The organism is Psychrilyobacter atlanticus DSM 19335 (assembly GCF_000426625.1).
GTDB classification, from domain to species: Bacteria; Fusobacteriota; Fusobacteriia; order Fusobacteriales; family Fusobacteriaceae; genus Psychrilyobacter; species Psychrilyobacter atlanticus.
This window is the reverse complement of record NZ_KE384547.1, coordinates 992,314-1,012,636: the sequence shown is the minus strand read 5'-3', so window position 1 is coordinate 1,012,636 and position 20,323 is coordinate 992,314. Positions and strand designations below refer to the sequence as shown.

Genomic DNA, 20,323 nt, shown 5'->3' with positions numbered 1-20,323 from the left:
ATCTACACCATTTTTTTAATCTATCTTTACGTAATCTGCGACTAAAACTTTTTTTCGTCATCAATTTACACCAATCTTTATTAGAAACTTACACGAAGGATATTCAAAATATCACTAAATTTTAAACACTCTTTGGGAGTTTTTTTCTTTGTGCACTTTGTGTCCAGTCTTTTAATCTGTTTTTATATAGCCTGTTTATACATAGTATCTGCATTCTATTTTTTAGTTAGAAGTTATCTAATCACTCCTACAACTACTCCTACAAAATAGTCATTTATATCCTGCTCATTGAAATATATGGGCTCATACTCCTCGTTTTCACTGGATAACAATATAGAGGTTCCTATCTTCATATACCTTTTTAAAACCGATTTGTCCTCCATTATTACTGCTATTATATCGTTTGTTTTAGGAGCTTTTTTTTCTACTACCACTAGGTCACCGTCACAGATCAATGGGTCCATACTGTCACCATAATTTTCTATTATATAATTTCCGTTATCACCGACCCAGTCTTTAGGTAATAATATTTCCCCTTCTGGATCTTCATAGTTTGTATATATGTTTACCCATTTAAATTTTGGCAGTGATAGCAAATCGATTCTATTATATGTTATATCTGCATCTTTATCTTCTGCAATTATAGTCTCTTCGTCTATTACAAGATACTGTATCTGTATTCCCTTCTTAAAATCAGAATATATAAATTCTTCCCCTACAGTTTCCTCTATCATGTCCAATGTAAAGTCAGGTATTTCAAAAACTTCTTCAAATTCGGAATTATATATCTTTATATCTCTTCCATTGGTCAATATTCCATATTCCACTGATTTTTCCATAGTCATATAACTTTTCAATTGTTCAAAGCCATCTAACAGTTCAACTTCCTTTGATTTTGTTTCTATGAATATATATGGTTTTTTCTTGTTGTAGATAACCACATCTACAAAGTATTTTTTAGATCCTAAAGTCAGCGAATATTCTATATCTATAAGATCTAATTTATACTCATAAGTAGTTAGAAGTTCTTGAATCAGCCACTGCCTTACCTTCTCCTCGTTGGAATGAATATTTACCAGTCGATCTTTAAAGTAATAATCATCTACAGGGATATTGTAAAATACCCTCATTTTTTTATCAGTATCTATCTGTAAATATTTATATCCTATATCCCCTATGAACTTACTGGGTGTTTCAGAGGATAATAGATACAATTCCTCGATGGCTCTTGTCATCCCTACATACATCAACTTTCGTTCCTGAATCTCCTCATATTCCTTCAATTCTTCTATATTAGATGAATGAAATGGCAGTATTTTTTCATTTAAAGAGATCATAATTATTACCTTGGTTTCAATTCCCTTTATAGAATGCATAGTAAATAATTTTATCTCATTGGAATCAAAATCATCGTTCCCACGATCTATAAATGTTGTCTTCACACCTAATTTTTCCATCAGAAGTTTGAAGTTTAACAATTGATTTTTAGTCCTTCCAATTATAGCAATGTCACTTTTAAGGGTTTTTGAATGTCTCCCATCCAGTATTTTTTTTACATAGGCTGCCTGTTCTCCTTCAGATAAAAATTCTTTAAATATTGGATAATTACCATATCTATCAATAAGATATGGTTTTACATAATCTGAATTTCCTGTGATAACTTCATTTTTATTTAGGAGGCTATAGGCTGCTTTAGATATCTGTGTTGTGGTTCTAAAGTTTTTGCTGAGAGTTTTACTCTTTCCTATCATATTAAAACCTATACTAGCAAATGTCCGTTCCCCTCCCATTCCCAGCCATGAATGAGAATATATACTTTGGGCACTATCGAATAAAAACGTAAAACTAGAGTGACTTTTATTGGCGTATAATCCCCTTATAAATTCCAGCTGTACTTTGGATAGGTCCTGACATTCGTCTATCAGAATATGGGTATATTTTTTCTTAGTTTTATTCTCTAACTCCCCCAAAGCAATGAGTCTCATATCATTATAATCTATACTATTCTCTTTTATAAGATTCTCTGTATAGAGTTCCATCAATTCAAATATTGCCTTCCTGACCATGGAATTCTTGGGTAGCTTTTGAGTAGTCACTCCCAATTTTAGGCTTCCTATTCTGCTGGCTTCCTGATATTCAGCTTCATCTATATAGTTGCAGGCTTTGATCCAATTTATTTCTTCCAATAAAAAAGCCGTATTCACATCTTCAAAGATTGAAACTTCACTATATTTATTCTTTAATTTTTCTATCAATTCATTTAAAATACCATGCTTTTTATGGTTGGTTGGGTTGAGTTTTAACTCTACTTTAGATTTTTTTTGATACTCTAAAAAATACCCATACATCAAACTATCAACTGTTGTTATCTTTACCCTGTCTTTTGGGAATCCAAACAATGAATGCATATTATACTGGGTTATATTATCTACCTTGTTATAAAAATAAGATACATAGTTAACCAGAGTTTTGTTAAATGTTATAAATAAAATATTATCATCTTTATCATGACAATAGTTATTCAATAAATATGATATTCTGCATATTCCCACTGTTGTTTTTCCGCTTCCTGCTATTCCCTTTATAAGCATATGTCCATTTGGTTTGGTATACGCTATTTTTTCTTGCTCCTTATTCATAAGCAACTTCAATCACCTTCTTATATCGTATCTCTGAGCTATAGTTCTATTTCTATTATACAATAATATTTTACTATTCGTAATTATTATTTATTCATTACCCATAATCCTAACTAAAATAGTAACCAAATAGGAATTATAAGGTTATTTATTAAAAATTAATTTTGAATAAGATAATTATTAGGATATAATATTGATATAACTTTTCAAGGGTGGTTTTTACTGTGCGAGACACTAAATTTTTCATTAAACTTATTAAAAAATGGTACCATCCTAAAAAATTGGATATTATATATTCAATTTTGCTTATTTTAATATTAATTTTTGCAGTTTTAGGAATAGTTTACCTTACTGGTGGAACTAAATATGTTTATATAAACCTTATGTATATCCCTCTCATACTGGCAGTATTTAACTTTGGATATCTAGGAGGGCTCTTCTTTGGGACTATAGCCGGTTATCTTACCAGTTTTATTCCTCTATCGGTTGCAACTATGGAGATGCAGTCCACTGAAAATTGGATATACAGACTTTTATTCTTTGTGATTGTCAGTACTGTCAATGGATCTATTATAGATATAATATTAAAAACATTAAAAGATGTTGAGAAATTAACATTTTATAATCGAATTACAAATATAGCCAATAGAAAATGCTTCGATACTTTTTTTACAGAAAAAAAACATCTTCATGGTAAATATTTAGCTCTTTTTGAAATTGAAAATTTCAACCAAATCTTAAATGAATATGGTAATTTTATCTTAGAAGACTTTATAAAAATATTATCCCTTAATTTAAAAAAGGCATCCCAGGATGGGGTTGAACTTTTTCACTTTAGAGATAATGCTTTTGGGCTATTGATGGATCATCACAGTCCCTATTCTTTTGAAAAAAAAATAGAAATCTTAGAACAAAATATATCTATAGGTAATATTTTAATCTATCCTGAACTAAGTGTTGGAGTGGCAAAATTTATAGATACCCAGGAAAGGCTATTACAGAATGCAGAGATAGCACGAGCTTATGCAAGAAAAAACTTATTTTCATATTATTATTTTAACGATAATATCAATAAACTTCATAACAAAAAACTTTCTATCTTAAATGAATTACCTGCTGCCATTGAAAATAATCAATTTCAACTTTATTTTCATCCTAAGATAGAATTTAAAACCGGTTTAATTAACTGTGCTGAAGTCTTGATAAGATGGGTCCATCCTGTGGAAGGAACTATCTCTCCAAATTTATTCATGCCGTATATGGAAAAAACTAACTTAATCAATACTTTTACAAATTGGCTGATCAAATCTTCCCTTGAGATTCAGGAAGGGTGGGAAAGAGATGGATTCCATATGAAATTAGCTTTAAACACACCTGTAGCATGCCTGAAAAATAAATCAGTTACCAATACCATAAAAAATTATGATAGAAGTTTAAACGGTTTAGAGTTTGAAATCTTAGAGAGAAATTTAATTGAAGATTTTGAGGAAATCTATTTAGTTATGGAGTGTTTAAAAAAGTATGGTATTACTTTTGCCTTGGATGATTTTGGAACCAGTTTTTCTGCTATATCTTACCTTCGAAATCTTCCATTTGATAAACTGAAGATAGATAAAATGTTTATAAAAAATATGAATACCGATCAAAGAGATTATAATATCGTTAAATCTTCCATTGATTTAGGAAGATCTATGGGATTGAAAGTTATAGCTGAAGGTGTTGAAAATGTTGATACTCTTAATATTTTAAAAGAATTAAATTGTGATGCTGCTCAAGGATATTTTTTTACAAAACCTTTAGAAACAAAGAAATTTAAAGAATTTTGTATTAAACATAATAATTCTGTAAAAACATCTATAAAATAAAAAGCAGCGTGACGTTGCGTCCAAACAAATACAATTTAAGTTTTTACAACCTTTTGTTTGATCTATAAATTTTATCTCAAGTTCTTAATTTCCATTGTAAATTTTTAGACATTTTGCTTTTACTCTTTACCGAGTAGAAATCTTGATGATGCCCCTTAAGGGTATAACTTCCTAAATAATAATAAAATTAAGAGGCTGACCCCATAGAAATCAGCCTCTTTTTTGTGATATAATAAATTTGATGATTTCATTTCATTATTAATTTTTTTACATGGGAGGAACTTTGAAATACACACTTATAACAGGAGCCAGCTCAGGAATTGGGTTGAATTTAGCTCATATCTTTGCCAAAAATAATCATAATCTGATCTTGGTAGCTAGAAATAAAAACACACTGGCCCTCCTCAAAAAAAAATTAGAATCACTATATGAGGTAGATATAAAAATAATATCTCTGGACATATCAGGAGAAACAGGTGCTTCCAGTCTATACGAAACAATAAAGAAAAAACATCTGAGAGTAGATATCCTTATAAATAATGCAGGTATAGGGTATCATGGTAAATTTTTAGAAAAAGATACTCAGTCTGATCTGGATCTGATAAATTTAAATATAGTAACTCCAACCATCCTTACAAAATTATTTTTACAGGATATGATAAAGGCCGGAAGTGGTAAGATATTTAACATAGCTTCTACAGCTAGTTTTCAGAGTGGACCTCTTATGAGTGTTTACTACGGTACAAAATCATATCTGTTGAATTTTTCAGAAGGAATTGCAGAGGAACTGAGGGATTCTAAGATAAAGGTCATCACCCTCTGCCCAGGTCCTACAAAAACTGCCTTTGAAAAGATGGATCGAATAGAAAAAGGGCTCTTTAAGAATTTTCATATAGCCAACGCTGAAGATGTAGCAGAGTATCTCTATAAAAATATAGATACTAAAAAAGACATCTTAATTCATGGGAAATTTAATAAGTTTATGATAGCTTTCACAAAATTTATTCCCAGGAAACTAAACTTAATCTTAATAAAAAAAATACAAGAAAAAAAATAGGAGGAAGAGATGAAAAAAATAAAATTATTAACTTTATTGACGATCCTAACTGCTAATACGGTCTATGGTGCAGGAAGAAATATCATAGAAGGTAGAGTAGGAGGGAGTTTCAATGGAAAATACAAGTCCATTGAAGAAAACGGAACTGAGGTTCTAGGAGAAGATTCAGAGATAGGTTATGAGGTAATCTTAGAGGGATTAAAAGAGGTCTATCCCAATACATATATGGGGTTGGGAATTGGTTATCAAAAGCATGGAAAAGCTAAAGATTTAAACGAAAAATCCGGTGAATTATATACATCTGTACCAATCTACGGTGCGATAAAGTATCAATTCAATACCGACGGAACTATCCAACCATTTTTAAAAACTAATATTGGATTATCCTTTAATCAAACTGAAAACGGATTGAGAGATATAGATGAAAAGGTCAATCCTATCGGATTTTATGGTGCCATTGGTGGTGGATTTGAGGTGGATCAATTTATCGTGGAACTTGCTTACCAGATAAATACAGCCAAAACAGATAACAATATTGAAGAAAATATAGACCATAGCAGGTTTACATTGGGGTTGGGATATAGATTTGATTTTTAAAGGAGTCTTAATATGTTAATGAAATTATTTACATCTTTTTTCAAGATAGGTTTATTTACCTTTGGAGGAGGGTACGCAATGTTACCCCTTATAGAAAAAGAATTGGTAGAAAAAAGAAAGTGGATTACAGAAGACGAACTTATGGAGATGTTTATAATCTCTCAGATGACTCCTGGAACCATAGCTATAAATGCCTCTACATTTATAGGCAATAAGAAGGCTGGAAAATTAGGAGGATTTATAGCCTCCCTTGGAATAATATTTCCATCACTTATAATTATTACCCTAATCTATAATTTTTTAGGAAACTCTTTTGATAACCCGGTGATTAATAGTATCTTTCTAGGAATCAGAGCCTGTATCATAGGTCTTATTGCAAGTTCAACTCTGAAAATATGCAGAAAAAGTTTTATCTCCGGAATGAGTTATATTATTTTTATCGCTGCATTTATTTTATTATTGATATTTGATATCAGTCCTATCTTACTCATTATCCTTGGGGCATTGTTAGGAGCTGCAGCTACTTTTTTCCTTCCAAATAGGATAAAATCTATTTTGGAGGTGAAATAGATGACTTATTTTATAACTCTCCTAAAATTATTTACCATGTATTTTAAGATTGGATTATTTAACTTTGGAGGAGGACTGGCTTCCATCCCTCTTTTGCAGAATGAATTAGAAAAAAATGGTTTTATGGGATATGATGAATTTTTTAATGTATTGTCTATATCTCAAATGACTCCTGGTGCCATAGCTATGAATACAGCAACATTTGTAGGGAATAAAGTGGCGGGAATTCCAGGAGCTATTGTAGCAACAATAGCACTTGCTCTTCCATCTATCATAGTTATTCTAATTTTAGCTAAAGTCTTACAGCAGTTGGAGGAAAATATATATAAAAGAGCTATTTTTTTTGTTTTAAAATCCCTGACTACAGCTTTAATTTTATATGCAGGATATATGATTGCCCAGGCTACTTGGATAATTGAAAACAAGATAGAGATAAAAACAATCGTTATCTCTATCCTCATGTTTGGGATAGCCTATAAGAAAAAAATCAATCCAGTTATCCTTATCATCTCTTCAGGAGTTTTAGGATATCTCGGATTATACATAATGTAACAAAATACTAACTTTAGGAAGGTAGAAAAGATATGAAGAAAAAAATATTAATTATTATCATGCTATGCTTTAGTCAGCTGGTAATGGCAAAATACGAACCATGGAATTATAATATGGTTCAAGTAAGTTTATTTCAAGGGAATAATGCCGCTGATGGAACCCGTGAAAATGTGGATGACATCTATTTGGAGATGGAAGGATTTCACAGATATAAATTATTGGATCTATATTGGTTCAATGACTTCTTCGATATTCTAAATTCTGGCAGCAGTGATATGCATGGAGTTAAACCTAGTATCTACGGAGAAATTAATCCTCGTATCTCATTAGATGGTCTCTTAGGAAAAGATCTTTCCATTGGAAGATTCAATGAATGGTTTCTCTCGTATCAACTTGACTACGACAATGGAGATTATAAGGGAGGACTGAGACGTCATCAGGTAGGAATAGGTAACTATTTTGATTTAGAAGGATTTGATTATGTCCGAATGAATCTCTTTGCAAGGTATGCTACTAAGTCATATGGTAAACCCAACGAAGGTAAATGGGACGGGTACCTATTCAATATAGCTTACCTTGCTCCTCTGTATAAATTTGAAAATGGTTGGTCATTTGTGTATAGTGGATGGGTAGATTATGTCTTCGGGGCTAAAGAATCTAAAAAATATAATAATACCTGGAATGGGACTTACGGAACAGATAACTCCCTCCAATGGTTTAATCAACTTAAACTCCAAATGGATAATTTTGCAGTCTCTGCTTCGGTGAAGCTCAATCATAATTTTACTGAGGTAGCAAGTAGTTCTTCTAATTCCAGTGATTCTACTCAATATATTTTAGGAGTTCACTATATGTTTTAAATAATTTACATCTCAATTAAAAGGCAGTTTTTTCACTATGAAAAAATTGCCTTTTTTTATTCCGTACCCTACATCTTATTTTTATTGATGTTTCTATAAAATATCACGTTTTTTATAATAATCCATCTAAGTAGAAATTTTATTTTAAAAAATATTGATAAAAAAATCAAAAAAACCTTGATTTTAAAACTAGTTAGTAGTATTATAAGGAAACTTCAGAATAAGTTTTTATCGAATATAGAGAATTGTTCCTAAAAAAAAGGAATACCTTAAGGTTATTCAATAAATCTAATCCTAGATAAATATAATAGACATTAATGTTAGTAAGGGAAAAAGAAAGAAAACCCTTTAGAAACATATCTTTAGGAAGTTCTAGAAGAATAAACTACTAACTTGTACATTAATAATTGATACTACTTAGTAAAGAAATAAGAATATATCATTTAGGGGGAGTTATGAAAAAATTAATAGGTTTATTGGTGTTATTGATATTAGTGATTACTGGTTGCGGGAAAGAAAAGCCATCCAATGAAAATACTCTAAAAACTAAGGTAGACGGAGGAGAACTCGTTGTCAGAATATCTCAGGATATGGATTTTTTAGATCCACACAAAGCATTGGCTGCAGGAACTTACGAAGTTATGTTTAATGTCTTTGAAGGCTTGCTAAAACCAACCCACGAGGGAAAATTAATCCCTGCTGTGGCAGAATCTTTTAAAATATCAAAAGACAATCTTACATATACTTTTAAGTTGAGGGATGGAATAAAATTCCACAATGGTAGAGATGTTCAAGTAGAAGATATTATATTCTCATTGACTAGAATTGGCGGCGATTTTTCAGGAAATTCAGTTGTTAGGGATCTGGCTAAGAATATAAAAAATATAAAGAAAATAGATAACAATACTGTTGCTATAGAATTAAAAAAAGTAGACGGGACAATCTTGAGTAAATTTACTACTGCTATTATCCCAAGAGACGTGGTGGATATTGAACAAACACCTATTGGAACAGGACCATTTAAATTTATAGAGTATCTGCCGGGACAAAAACTCGTTATGGAAAAATTTTCAGATTATTGGATAAAAGGAGTTCCGAGTATAGATAAAGTAGAATTTTCAATTATTAAGGATGAACAGAGTTCAATTCTTTCCCTTCAAAGGGGAGAAATAGACCTCTATCCACGTATGGGATCTACTCATATTTCAACCTTAGAAAACACAAATAATATAATTGTAACTGAACAAAATCTTATGCAGATCTTATCTTTAAATAATAAGGTGAAACCATTTGATGACCTAAGAGTCAGACAGGCTATAGCCTATGCAATAGATTCAGAGGAAATCATCGATACACTGGATGCAGGTTTAGGAAAAGCTATCGGAACTAATATGAGTCCGGTTATGAAAAATTATTATAATATAGAAACCGAAGGGACATATACACATAATATAGAAAAAGCTAAGGAGTTATTAAAGGAAGCAGGATATGAAAATGGATTTGAGTTTACCTTAAGTCTTCCTACAAACTATAGATTTCATGCTGATACAGGGGTAATTATATCTGAGCAGCTAAAAAAAGTAGGGATTAAAGCAAATTTAGTCGAAGTAGAATGGGGAACCTGGTTAAAAGATATCTATGCAGGTAGAAAATATGAAGGTACAATTATCGCATTGGACGGAAAGATCGAACCCTACGACATATTGAATCGTTATATCAGTAATCATCGTAGAAATTTTATGAACTATGAGTCTAAAGAATACGATGCGGTTATGGAAAAAATTACCCAGATTACAGATGAAAAAATAAAGACAGAGTTATATAAAGAAGCTCAAATGATATTGGCTCAAGATATCCCAGTTGTATTTATCATGGCACCAGCAGGAATAATTGCAACAAATAAAGATCTGAGAGGGTATACTCCTTACCCCATCTATGTACAGGATATCTCCACCCTTTATTTCGTAAAATAGGAGAGAACATGATTTATTTTATTAAAAGAATTAGTATAATGATATTCACATTGTTTCTTGTTTCGGTAATATCCTTTTCAGTATTCCAAATAATCCCTGGAGATCCTGCTCTTTCAAAATTAGGAATAGAGGCTAGTCAGGAACAAATAGACACCCTGAGAACAGAACTTATGTTAGATAAACCACTATCTACACAATATATTTACTGGGCAAAAAACATATCGAAGGGAAATTTAGGAGAATCTATAAGATTTTCAAGACCGATAGAGGAACTTATAGGGGAAAGAATAGTGGTTACACTTAGTTTAGGAGTTTATGCTATCTTAATTGCAGTGGTCATTGGGATACCGATTGGCATTTTAAATGCCAAATATAACGATACTAAATTTGGAGCTTTTCTCTCAATGTTTTCTCAACTAGGGCTTGCCATCCCAGAATTTTGGCTGGGGATAATATTCTTAATTTTATTCGGAATAATTTTTAAATTATTCTCATTGAAATATATTTCCTTTGGAGAGGACCCTATCTCACATATAAGAATAATGACCCTTCCTGCTTTTGCCCTTGCTATATCTAGAATTTCAGTTGTAGCAAGGCATATGAAAAACATAACATTGGAGGAACAGGAGAAAGACTATGTAAGAACAGCATACAGCAAGGGACTTTCAGCCAATAAGATCTATTTTTACCACATCCTTCAAAATGCTCTGATCCCAACAATTACTATAATAGGTATGTTGACAGCAGGAGTATTAGGGGGAGCCATAGTGGTTGAGCAGGTATTTAACCTGCCAGGTATTGGAACTCTTTTAATTAATGGTGTCACTACAAGGGATATACCATTAGTACAGGCTATCATAACCTATATAGCTTCAGTTGTAGTAATCATAAATTTTTTAATTGATATATTATATAGAGTTGTAGACCCAAGAATATCAATTTAGGAGAATAAAATGAATATAAAAGTCAAAGATCATAACTTGATAATAGGAGGAGGAATACTTATATTCCTTCTACTTATTATGGGAGTAAGTTTTTTTTACCTGCCTCATTCAGTTACTGAAATAAATACAAAATTAAAACTCTCCTCTCCTAATTTTTCCTACCTTTTGGGTACTGATAATTTTGGAAGAGATATCCTCAGCAGACTCATGAAGGGATCCCAGACAGCTTTTTTAGTTGGGATAATATCTGTAGGTATTGGGAGTAGTATGGGAGTAAGTTTAGGAGCAATCTCCGGATATTTTGGTGGTAGGATAGATGAGTTTATAATGAGAATAATCGACGCCATGATGGCTTTCCCTGGTATTTTATTTGCCCTTATGTTTATCTCTGTATTTGGAGTTGGTATAGAAAATACAATGATAGCTATTGGAATAATGTCGATACCTACATTTGCCAGGATCACCAGAAGCGGATTTTTGCGGGAAAAAGAATTAGAATATATTAAAGCTGCCCGGGTAAGGGGAGCTTCTAATTTTAGAATTATATATCACCATATCTTACCCAATGTTCTATCTCCAATAATAGTAGCCGCAACTATGAGTTTCTCAAATGCTATCCTGGCAGAAGCAGCTCTTAGTTATTTAGGTCTTGGAGTTCAGGCCCCTAATCCCAGCTGGGGCAGGATGTTAAGTGAATCACAGATGTATTTTATGATAGCTCCCTGGTATACATTGGCCCCAGGAATAATGATTACTTTAACTGTATTAGCACTTAATATGCTGGGAGATTTTTTAAGAGGATATCAAAAGAGGTAGGAGAAAAAATGACTATTGAAATTAAAAATTTAAATATCTATTTTAATGAAAAAACAAAACTACAGGCCGTCAACAACCTTTCATTTTGTGTAAAAAAAGGTGAAATTATGGGATTAGTAGGAGAATCAGGATGCGGAAAGAGTCTGACATCCCTGGCTATTATGAGGCTTTTAAGAGGAAATGCAAGCCTTAGTGGTGAAATCAATTTTTTAGGTGAAAACATCTTAAATCTTTCTAAAAAAGAGATGACCAATCTCAGAGGCCGGGAAATTTCTATGATCTTTCAGGAGCCACTGACAGCCTTAAATCCCCTCCATAGAGTAGGGAAACAAATAGGTGAAACCCTAAAAATTCATACCTCTCTATCTAAAAAAGAGAGAAAAGAAAAAACTTTAGAACTCATGAAAGAAGTGAATTTAAAGGATTTAGAAGATACATATAAAAAATTTCCCCATGAACTTTCAGGGGGACAGAGACAGAGGATCGTTATTGCCATGGCTATAGCATGTGAACCAAAATTAATAATAGCCGATGAGCCCACAACAGCACTAGACGTAAGCACACAGACTCAAATTATAGATCTGTTGAAAGAACTGAATAAAAAAAAGGATAACTCCCTTCTTTTTATATCCCATGATTTAGATTTAGTAGGAGATCTTTGTCACAAAATAGCAATAATGTATGCTGGTCATATTGTAGAAGTGATAGAGAAGTTAAAAGATGCAAAACATCCATATACTAAGTGTCTTTTAGATGCAATACCTAATCCATTACACAAAGGGAATGAACTTTATTCCATCCCGGGAAGGGTTCCTAACCTATCGGAAAGGGAAAGTGGATGCCCTTTTGCTGCAAGGTGTCCCATGGCAAAAAAAAGATGCCATGAAATTTTACCCGAACTTTTAGAAAGAAAGGATGGACATCTGGTTAGATGTCTATATACATAGGTGAAGATGATGGAGAATATACTTGAAATAAGAAATTTGAAAAAGAGTTTTGGAAGATCTAGTTTTTTTAAATCTAAAAAATCCAAAACAGCTGTAGACAATATTTCTTTTGAGATAAAAAAAGGGGAAATATTTGGTCTTGTAGGAGAATCAGGATGTGGTAAATCTACAACAGGAAACCTTATAAGTAAGTTACTAAAAACTGATGACGGAGAGATTATATATAAAGGCAGAAACATCAATAACTTAAAGGGACAAGAACTCAAAAATATGAGAAAAAATATTCAAATGATCTTCCAGGATCCCTACCATTCTTTAAATCCTAAAAAAAATATAGGATGGATCTTAATGGAGCCACTGATAATTCATAATCTCTACTCCAAAGATGAAAAAAGAAAAAAAATCTTGGATATGTTAGAGGTAGCCGGCTTTGATGAAAGTTTTCTGAACAAATATCCCCATGAACTTTCTGGTGGGCAGAGACAGAGAGTTGCAATTCTTGCTGCTCTTATGTGTGAACCAGATCTTGTTATAGCTGATGAAGCTGTATCTGCTCTGGATGTATCGGTCCAGGCACAAATATTAAATTTTATGAAGAAACTTCAAAATAAGATGGGACTGACGTATCTTTTTATCTCCCACGATTTAAATGTCGTTTATTATATGTGTGACAGGATAGCAGTCATGAAAGAAGGGAAGATTGTAGAGATAGATGAAGCCAAAAATCTATATCATAATCCAAAACATCCCTATACAAAATCTCTTTTAGAGGCAATCCCAGGCAAAAAATAAAAGTGATTCTCTTTCAAGTTTTGCTCATTAAAAATAAATAAAAAAAAACATAATTTTAAGGGAGACAATAATAATTATCATCTCCCTTTTTTAATAGATTAAAATTAATTTTACATTTCAACACAGAGATATAGTGGTCACAGAGCTGCTCAGAGGATGAAAAAAGATATATCGAGACTCCTCTTTTCTCTGTGAAACTCTAATTTAAATCTCAGTGGATCTCTGTGTTCCAAAAAATTGATCTTTTTATTATTGAATGGTGTCTATTGGTAGCTAAATTATTAACAGACTACATCATAGGCATTACAGGGGCTTCTTCCTTTATGATCTCTCCTACCAATACTTCAGTAGTAAGAATAAGAGCAGAAATAGAAGCTGCACTTTGTAGAGCCGATCTAGTCACCATAGTTGGATCTATTATTCCCCTTTCTATCATATGGACATACTCACAGCTTAATGCATCAAATCCAATTTCAGAGTCTAAATCCATGACTTTTTGAACTATCTCATCTCCATCAAACCCGGCATTTTGAGCTATCTGTCTCAAGGGAGCTAAAAGTGACCTAACTATTATATCTACACCCTGTTTTATCTCCTTTGTATCTCCTAAGTCTAGAGTTTTTAACTGCTTGGAAATATCTACCAACACACAACCTCCTCCAGGTACTATTCCCTCTGAAATCGCTGCTTTTGTAGCATTTAGAGCATCCTCAATCCTCAGTTTTTTCTCCTTTAACTCTGTTTCTGTTGTAGCTCCTACACGAATCACTCCTACTCCTCCAGACAGCTTTGCCAGACGTTCCTGTAGTTTTTCTGTATCATATTCAGAGGTAGATTCACTTATTTGAGTCTTTAGCTGCTTTAATCTAGAATAAACTAACCCGTCATTCCCTAACCCTCCTACAATAACAGTACTGTCTTGTGTTATCTTTACCTTAGCAGCACCTCCTAGATGCAGACTTATAGTATCAGATATATTCATTCCTTTTTCATTGGATATCAAAGTTCCGCCAGTAAGGATGGCTATATCTTCTAACATAGCCTTACGACGATCTCCAAAGGCAGGAGGTTTTACTGCTACCACATTCAGGGTCCCTCTTAATTTATTCAATACGAGGGTATTAAGCACTTCTCCCTCAATATCTTCAGCTATTATCAGCAGAGGTCTCCCTCCTTTCATGCACTCCTCTAATATAGGCAGGATCTCCTGCATATTTTTTATCTTTTTATCAGTTATTAATATATATGGATTCTCTATAACAGCTATCATTTTTTCTGTATTAGTTGCCATATATGGAGATAGGTATCCCTTGTCAAACTGCATACCTTCCACCACATCTAAGGTAGTCTCTATTGAACTGGCTTCCTCTACGGTAATTACACCTGTTTCACTGACCTTTTCTATGGCATCAGCTATTAATTTCCCTATAACCTCATCAGCCGCTGATATACTTGCTACCTGGATAATCTCCTCCTTATTTTCAATGGCTTTGCTCCTTTCTTTTAGAAGCTCCATTACTTTAGTCGTTGCAAGCTCTATCCCCTTTTTTATAAAAACAGGGTTTGCTCCTTCAGATACAACCTTTAAACCTTCCTCTACAATGGCTTGAGCCAATACTGTTGCTGTAGTAGTTCCATCTCCTGCCACATCATTGGCTTTTATAGCCACTTCTTTTATCAACTCTGCTCCCATATTTTCAAATATATCTTCTAACTCTATCTCCTTTGCAATGGATACCCCATCATTGGTTATAAGGGGAGGACCATACTGCTTTCCTAAAACCACATTCCTTCCCTTAGGTCCTAGAGTTACTTTTATTGTATTTGCCAGGGTGTCTACACCTACTTTCAACTTCTCCCTTGCGTCTTCATTAAATTTAAATATTTTTGCCATCTTTCCTCCTATTTTTTCTCTACCTTTATAGGTTAATTTTTTATTTTTATTCTGTCACCTAAAACAAAAAAAGTCGGCTTCTGCTGACTTTCTCATTCCTATTTATTCTTTTTCTTACCCTTTATATTTTGCTTTTTTTTCTGCTTAGCTTCCCATTCTTTTTCTATTTTTTTATTTCTTTTCCAATTAGAAATAACTACCCTTCCAATTATCCATACTACTATAGCAGATCCTCCACCTGCTAATATATTTAACCAATCATTCACGTTATATCCTCCTAAAATTTACCTTTATCATTACATAATTTTTTTATTCCAAAATCCCCTTGGACATTATCTTATACTCACCGTTTAAATTTTCATATACTATAATTTCCATAGGCGGCCTGCCCATTTTAGTGAACTCAAAATAATGATTAACTCCTGCTACTATTTGTCTTCTATACCTGCTTACTGCACCCAGATCTTTTTCAGTTGACCTTATAAAAGTCTCCGCATCTTTACCTCTCTGATCCAGTTGCATCTCATAGGGTGCTCCTACAAGTTGATTTTCTTTTTCTATTATTCTTTCATTTTTAACTTCTGTTTTATAACACGATGTAAACATCAAAATAACTCCCATAATTAAAACAATTTTTTTCTTCATAACTAAACTCCTCCAACTATTAAAATTATTTATGTGCTATTCCCTCTACGGTAATACACTGAATAGAATACCCAATCTTCCATTCAACCCTGTCATCGATAGATATATCTGAAATATATTTAGTTCCCGGATATTGATTTTTAGCCGACTCAATAGCTTCATTGGTTGAAGGTGCAGGACCCATAGGTAATACATAAAACATCATTGTCTGACAACTGCTTCCCTTTACAGGACCTATCTCTTCGGTATTACCTTGATTATCTTTATTTTGTATATATGTACTCGTTATAAATGAACCATGTTTAGCAGTACTGCACCCAGTTAATAATGGAAATAAAATCAATAAAACATAGATCATTTTAGGACAACGCATAGGTTTCCCCTCCTCTGTAAATTTTATCATTATAATTTTCAAACTTTTTTCTCTGTTAATTCTATCATAAAAAATTATTTATTATAATAGTTTCTACAAAAAACAAAAAATCCTTTTTAATAGGACTGATCTCCTCTAAAATTAAAGGAGAACAGCTAATATAGGTGTATATCTTAATAAAAATCGAGGGAGGTTTAATATGAAAAATGGACATAATAAAAAAGAATTATATTTTATCGGTATATTGCCACCTAAAGGTATTCTTGCAGAGATAGAAGAATTAAAAAAAATTTGTATGAAAAAATTTAATTCAAAACATGCTCTAAAATTACCGGCACACATAACTCTTATCCCCCCCTTTTACAGTAATGAACAAAAAATCCTTTCTTTAAAGGCTGGCTTAAGCGGCATATTAAAAAAAGACATCTCTGTGGAATTAAATGGATTTTCATATTTTGATAAAAAGGTTATCTATATAGATGTACAGAAAAATAAAAATCTTTTTAACTTAAAAAAACATATAGATGATAAAGTTTTAATAAAACACAAGATAAAAACTGCAGATATCAATTTTATCCCCCATATAACTATCGCTTCTAAAGATTTAACAGATGAAAGCTTTCTCCTCTCCCGGGAATATTTTAAAGGTATAGAATATAAAAGGTCTTTTAAAGTAAAAAATATAGTTATATTTAAATTAGAAGCTTTAGGCTGGAATAAATTTATATCCCTTTAAAAACAATCAAAAAGATATAAAGATAACTATATTAACTTTAATTATAAAGACTTAATAAAAATTTGTAGATGTTAAAGGATTCGTCCTCAAAACATACGAGAATAATTTTTTTAATACTTACATTATTCTTTAAAAAATCTATTATTGTTGAGATTGCAATTTCAGCAGCCAGATCTTTGGGAAATCCATAAATTCCGGTACTGATACATGGAAATGCTATAGTTTCTATATTGTTTTGTACGGCCAAGGTCAAGCTGTTTTTATAGCAGTTTGATAAAAATGTCTCCATGCCTTTTCTTTCACCATCCCATACAGGTCCCACCGTGTGTATTACATAGTCTGCCTCAAGATTTCCTCCTGTTGTTATCACAGCTTCTCCAGTTTTACACCCTCCCCGGCTCTCTCTAATAATCTTACATTCATCGGCAATTTCCTTCCCACCGGCTCTATGAATCGCTCCATCGACTCCTCCCCCTCCAAACAAACCATTGTTAGCTGCATTTACAATTGCGTCAATTTTTAATTTTGTTATATCCCCCTTGATCACTTCAATAATTTTGTACTTTGTAGACATAGTCCCTCCCTCCAAATTATCTTGCGTCAATTATATTTAATTTATAGTTTTAAATTACACCTCATAATAATTTACGTAAAAAACTTAACAACTCCTCTGCTTATATAATTGTCATCATATAAAAAATAAAATTTAATCAATTATTCCTACTGCCCCTCCTAAAATTAATTTTAAAGGATAACATCTAACATTAATGTATAAATTAATTAGAAAATAAAGGAGATGTAGCTCATGAATTTTGATCTTATTATAGCAATTATAGTATTTATGATAACCTTTTATTTCATCATAACTGAAAAAATACCCAGGTCCTTAAGTGCAATCATTGGAGGAGCTGCTGTGGTATTTTTTAAAGTTATAGATGAACACGAAGCTCTTCACGCCATCAGCAGCAATATAGAGATCTTGATTTTACTTATGGGACTTATGATTATTGTAAATATAATGGCCGAAACAGGAATATTCCAGTGGACAGCAATAAAAATAGCCCAATCAGCCAAGGGGGATCCCATTAAGATCATGATTTTTTTAGGACTGGTTTCTGCTGTTGCATCTGCACTCTTAGACAACGTTACAACTATCCTCCTTATTTTCCCAATCTCTATATTGATTGCCGAACAACTAAAAATAGACTCCTTGCCATTTCTTCTTACCGAAGTATTCTCTGTAAATATCGGAGGGGCAGCTACCTTAATCGGAGATCCACCTAACTTAATTATAGGAACAAAATCAGGTTTAGGTTTCAATGATTTCCTCATTAATATGGGTCCTATCGTAATCATCAATATGATTTTTTTTCTATCTATTATGGTAGTTTTTTATCATAAAAAACTACATGTTTCCAGGATGAGAAAAGCTAAAATTATGGAGATGGATGCAAGTAGAATCATAAAAGATAAGGTGCTTTTAAAAAAATCTATCATAGTTTTTATTTGGGTTATGTTTGGATTTATTTCCAATGTAATCACAGGTATAGGATTAGCCGTAATCTCCATCTCTGGAGCGACACTTTTAATCCTTATAACAAAAAAAGACCCCGATGAAATCTATAAAAAAATAGAATGGTCAACTTTATTTTTCTTTGCCGGATTATTTATCTTGGTAGACGGCCTTGCTGCTACTGGGTTAATAAGTGATATTGGTGATTTCATATTCAATGTTACCAATGGAGATGCAAAATTAACTGTTATTCTGACTGTGATCTCCTCCACTATATTTGCCCCGATAATCGGAGTAGTTCCCTATACAATTTCATTTACTAAGATCATAGGAGAACTCATCCCTCAAATGGGAGAAAACACTGCTCCCCTGTGGTGGGCACTTTCTATGGGTGTCTGTTTCGGTGGTAATATGACTCTCATAGGTGCTGCAGCTAATATTGTAGGAGCTAATATAGCAAAAAAAGCAGGAAAAGATATAGGTTTTTTTCATTTTTTTAAATTTGGAGTAGTTATTACCCTTCAATCCCTTATTTTGAGTATTATATATCTGTTGGTAAGGTATTTTTAAAATCTAATCACTAGAAAAGCCTAGATATATAAATATCTAGGCTTTTATTTAAATTCCTATATTGATCTCTTACCTTCTATACCGAAGTAGAAACCTCTTGTAAATTCCCTTGGTGAAGCTTTTTCTAAATCTTCTAACCACTCTTTTTTTACATTAAAATTCCCATTATAGAAATCATTAATTCCCTCATTATAAACTCTAACTGATGTAGTTAAATAGTCATTATCCATCATTCTTCCCTCAATTCTTATAGCATCTACACCTAATTCTAAAATTTTATCTAAATTTTCAATTGTGCATAGATCCTTTGAATGAAAGATATGAGTCCCATGTTCATCTTCAAATACCGGCATATATTCTCCAGGTCTTGTTAACTCCTCTACTGAATATTTCCATTGGGCATTATTTGAGTCTAAATTTTCTTCCTTAGAAGACATATAGCTAGTCAATAAACTTCTACCAGAGGTAGACATATGCATAGCTCCATGAACATATATTTCTATCTCTATATTAGGAACTTTTTCTCTAATATCTCTTACATTTTCAATAGATATCTCTCTGGCTAAGATAACTCTAGAAGCTCCTAATTTTTGCCACATCCTTACAGCTCTAAAGTTAGTATTACTTGCTTGAGTTAGTACACTTATCTTTAAGTCAGAAAATTCCCTAACTACTTGAAAAACTCCTAAATCTCCTACCATAACACCATGAACACCTATAGCTTCCAAATATTTAACATATTCATCTAAACCTTCTAATTCATGGTTATGTGGGATAATATCTAATGTTACCCATATTTTTTTACCGTTTTCTTTAGCGTAATGTACAGCCTCTTCCAACTCTTCATCTGTAAAGTTATGACTCCCTGTTCTTAGGTTGTATTTTTTCCCACCTAATAATACACTGTCAGCTCCATTTTCAAAAGCTAACTTTAATTTTTCCATGTTCCCTGCTGGGGCTACTAATTCTGTTCTTCTCAT

General features: G+C 32.4%; 19 protein-coding genes and 1 pseudogene. 13 read left to right on the top strand and 7 right to left on the bottom strand.

All coding sequences use genetic code 11. The annotated features are described in order from the left end of the window. Positions 1-233 precede the first annotated feature (233 nt). Entirely contained in the window at positions 234-2,639 is a 2,406-nt protein-coding gene (locus K337_RS0105260) for a UvrD-helicase domain-containing protein (RefSeq protein ID WP_156877318.1), read from the bottom strand. 302 nt (positions 2,640-2,941) lie between these two features. Between K337_RS0105260 and K337_RS0105255 the strand changes: the two genes are divergently transcribed. The 11 genes from K337_RS0105255 to K337_RS17725 all read left to right on the top strand — a co-directional run bounded on the left by K337_RS0105255 (position 2,942) and on the right by K337_RS17725 (position 13,612). After that, a complete protein-coding gene (locus K337_RS0105255; protein ID WP_156877317.1) occupies positions 2,942-4,504 on the top strand; it encodes a GGDEF domain-containing phosphodiesterase in 1,563 nt (520 codons plus the stop codon). Between the two features lie 283 nt (positions 4,505-4,787). Then, on the top strand, positions 4,788-5,561 hold the full coding sequence (locus K337_RS0105250; protein ID WP_028855681.1) for an SDR family NAD(P)-dependent oxidoreductase: 774 nt from the start codon (positions 4,788-4,790) through the stop codon (positions 5,559-5,561). 9 nt (positions 5,562-5,570) lie between these two features. Then, positions 5,571-6,158, top strand: a complete 588-nt coding sequence (locus K337_RS0105245) for an outer membrane beta-barrel protein (RefSeq protein WP_028855680.1) — start codon at positions 5,571-5,573, stop codon at positions 6,156-6,158. Positions 6,159-6,170: 12 nt separating this feature from the next. Continuing rightward, positions 6,171-6,728: a chromate transporter gene (locus tag K337_RS0105240; protein ID WP_037029186.1), complete on the top strand. Its 558-nt coding sequence runs from the start codon at positions 6,171-6,173 to the stop codon at positions 6,726-6,728. Next, positions 6,729-7,280 (top strand): chromate transporter, encoded by a 552-nt coding sequence (locus K337_RS0105235; RefSeq protein WP_028855678.1) that lies wholly within the window; start codon positions 6,729-6,731, stop codon positions 7,278-7,280. Between the two features lie 32 nt (positions 7,281-7,312). Next, positions 7,313-8,140, top strand: a complete 828-nt coding sequence (locus tag K337_RS0105230; RefSeq protein ID WP_028855677.1) for an outer membrane protein OmpK — start codon at positions 7,313-7,315, stop codon at positions 8,138-8,140. Between the two features lie 455 nt (positions 8,141-8,595). Further along, positions 8,596-10,113, top strand: coding sequence for an ABC transporter substrate-binding protein (locus tag K337_RS0105225; protein ID WP_037029185.1), 1,518 nt, complete (start codon positions 8,596-8,598; stop codon positions 10,111-10,113). Between the two features lie 8 nt (positions 10,114-10,121). Then, entirely contained in the window at positions 10,122-11,057 is a 936-nt protein-coding gene (locus K337_RS0105220; protein WP_028855675.1) for an ABC transporter permease, read from the top strand. Between the two features lie 9 nt (positions 11,058-11,066). Next, a complete protein-coding gene (locus K337_RS0105215) occupies positions 11,067-11,873 on the top strand; it encodes an ABC transporter permease (RefSeq protein WP_028855674.1) in 807 nt (268 codons plus the stop codon). 8 nt (positions 11,874-11,881) lie between these two features. Continuing rightward, positions 11,882-12,820 carry an ABC transporter ATP-binding protein gene (locus K337_RS0105210; protein ID WP_028855673.1) on the top strand — a complete coding sequence of 313 codons (939 nt, stop codon included), beginning with the start codon at positions 11,882-11,884 and terminating at the stop codon, positions 12,818-12,820. A gap of 6 nt (positions 12,821-12,826) precedes the next feature. Beyond that, entirely contained in the window at positions 12,827-13,612 is a 786-nt protein-coding gene (locus K337_RS17725) for an ATP-binding cassette domain-containing protein (RefSeq protein ID WP_211226082.1), read from the top strand. 289 nt (positions 13,613-13,901) lie between these two features. On the opposite strand, the gene groL is transcribed toward K337_RS17725, so the two are convergent. From groL to K337_RS0105185, 4 genes are all read right to left on the bottom strand, one after another. Continuing rightward, complete coding sequence (gene groL / locus K337_RS0105200; protein ID WP_028855672.1) at positions 13,902-15,506, bottom strand: chaperonin GroEL; 1,605 nt, start codon at positions 15,504-15,506, stop codon at positions 13,902-13,904. 98 nt (positions 15,507-15,604) lie between these two features. Further along, positions 15,605-15,772 (bottom strand): hypothetical protein, encoded by a 168-nt coding sequence (locus tag K337_RS19745; protein ID WP_156877316.1) that lies wholly within the window; start codon positions 15,770-15,772, stop codon positions 15,605-15,607. Positions 15,773-15,815: 43 nt separating this feature from the next. After that, complete coding sequence (locus K337_RS0105190; protein ID WP_028855671.1) at positions 15,816-16,151, bottom strand: hypothetical protein; 336 nt, start codon at positions 16,149-16,151, stop codon at positions 15,816-15,818. 25 nt (positions 16,152-16,176) lie between these two features. Beyond that, positions 16,177-16,554, bottom strand: a complete 378-nt coding sequence (locus tag K337_RS0105185) for a hypothetical protein (RefSeq protein WP_156877315.1) — start codon at positions 16,552-16,554, stop codon at positions 16,177-16,179. A 169-nt stretch (positions 16,555-16,723) separates the two neighbouring features. Between K337_RS0105185 and K337_RS0105180 the strand changes: the two genes are divergently transcribed. Beyond that, positions 16,724-17,260 carry a 2'-5' RNA ligase family protein gene (locus K337_RS0105180; protein WP_028855669.1) on the top strand — a complete coding sequence of 179 codons (537 nt, stop codon included), beginning with the start codon at positions 16,724-16,726 and terminating at the stop codon, positions 17,258-17,260. 37 nt (positions 17,261-17,297) lie between these two features. On the opposite strand, the gene K337_RS0105175 is transcribed toward K337_RS0105180, so the two are convergent. Next, positions 17,298-17,834, bottom strand: a complete 537-nt coding sequence (locus tag K337_RS0105175; RefSeq protein ID WP_028855668.1) for an O-acetyl-ADP-ribose deacetylase — start codon at positions 17,832-17,834, stop codon at positions 17,298-17,300. A gap of 231 nt (positions 17,835-18,065) precedes the next feature. Here K337_RS0105175 and K337_RS0105170 point away from each other — a divergent pair, with 231 nt between their 5' ends. Then, positions 18,066-19,343 (top strand): ArsB/NhaD family transporter, encoded by a 1,278-nt coding sequence (locus K337_RS0105170; RefSeq protein WP_028855667.1) that lies wholly within the window; start codon positions 18,066-18,068, stop codon positions 19,341-19,343. Between the two features lie 59 nt (positions 19,344-19,402). Here K337_RS0105170 and K337_RS17720 read toward each other — a convergent pair. Continuing rightward, positions 19,403-20,323: pseudogene (locus K337_RS17720) on the bottom strand (peptidase U32 family protein); the annotation flags it as partial.

Bases quoted from the DNA above. Each gene is read 5' to 3' on its own strand.
- K337_RS0105210 (WP_028855673.1), top strand. From the start codon at position 11,882: ATGACTATTGAAATTAAAAATTTAAATATCTATTTTAATGAAAAAACA.
- K337_RS0105245 (WP_028855680.1), top strand. From the start codon at position 5,571: ATGAAAAAAATAAAATTATTAACTTTATTGACGATCCTAACTGCTAAT.
- K337_RS0105185 (WP_156877315.1), bottom strand. From the start codon at position 16,554: ATGATAAAATTTACAGAGGAGGGGAAACCTATGCGTTGTCCTAAAATG.
- K337_RS0105215 (WP_028855674.1), top strand. From the start codon at position 11,067: ATGAATATAAAAGTCAAAGATCATAACTTGATAATAGGAGGAGGAATA.
- K337_RS0105180 (WP_028855669.1), top strand. From the start codon at position 16,724: ATGAAAAATGGACATAATAAAAAAGAATTATATTTTATCGGTATATTG.
- K337_RS0105190 (WP_028855671.1), bottom strand. From the start codon at position 16,151: ATGAAGAAAAAAATTGTTTTAATTATGGGAGTTATTTTGATGTTTACA.
- K337_RS0105235 (WP_028855678.1), top strand. From the start codon at position 6,729: ATGACTTATTTTATAACTCTCCTAAAATTATTTACCATGTATTTTAAG.
- K337_RS0105240 (WP_037029186.1), top strand. From the start codon at position 6,171: ATGTTAATGAAATTATTTACATCTTTTTTCAAGATAGGTTTATTTACC.
- K337_RS0105225 (WP_037029185.1), top strand. From the start codon at position 8,596: ATGAAAAAATTAATAGGTTTATTGGTGTTATTGATATTAGTGATTACT.
- K337_RS17725 (WP_211226082.1), top strand. From the start codon at position 12,827: ATGATGGAGAATATACTTGAAATAAGAAATTTGAAAAAGAGTTTTGGA.
- K337_RS0105230 (WP_028855677.1), top strand. From the start codon at position 7,313: ATGAAGAAAAAAATATTAATTATTATCATGCTATGCTTTAGTCAGCTG.
- K337_RS0105175 (WP_028855668.1), bottom strand. From the start codon at position 17,834: ATGTCTACAAAGTACAAAATTATTGAAGTGATCAAGGGGGATATAACA.
- K337_RS0105220 (WP_028855675.1), top strand. From the start codon at position 10,122: ATGATTTATTTTATTAAAAGAATTAGTATAATGATATTCACATTGTTT.
- K337_RS0105260 (WP_156877318.1), bottom strand. From the start codon at position 2,639: ATGAATAAGGAGCAAGAAAAAATAGCGTATACCAAACCAAATGGACAT.
- K337_RS0105170 (WP_028855667.1), top strand. From the start codon at position 18,066: ATGAATTTTGATCTTATTATAGCAATTATAGTATTTATGATAACCTTT.
- groL (WP_028855672.1), bottom strand. From the start codon at position 15,506: ATGGCAAAAATATTTAAATTTAATGAAGACGCAAGGGAGAAGTTGAAA.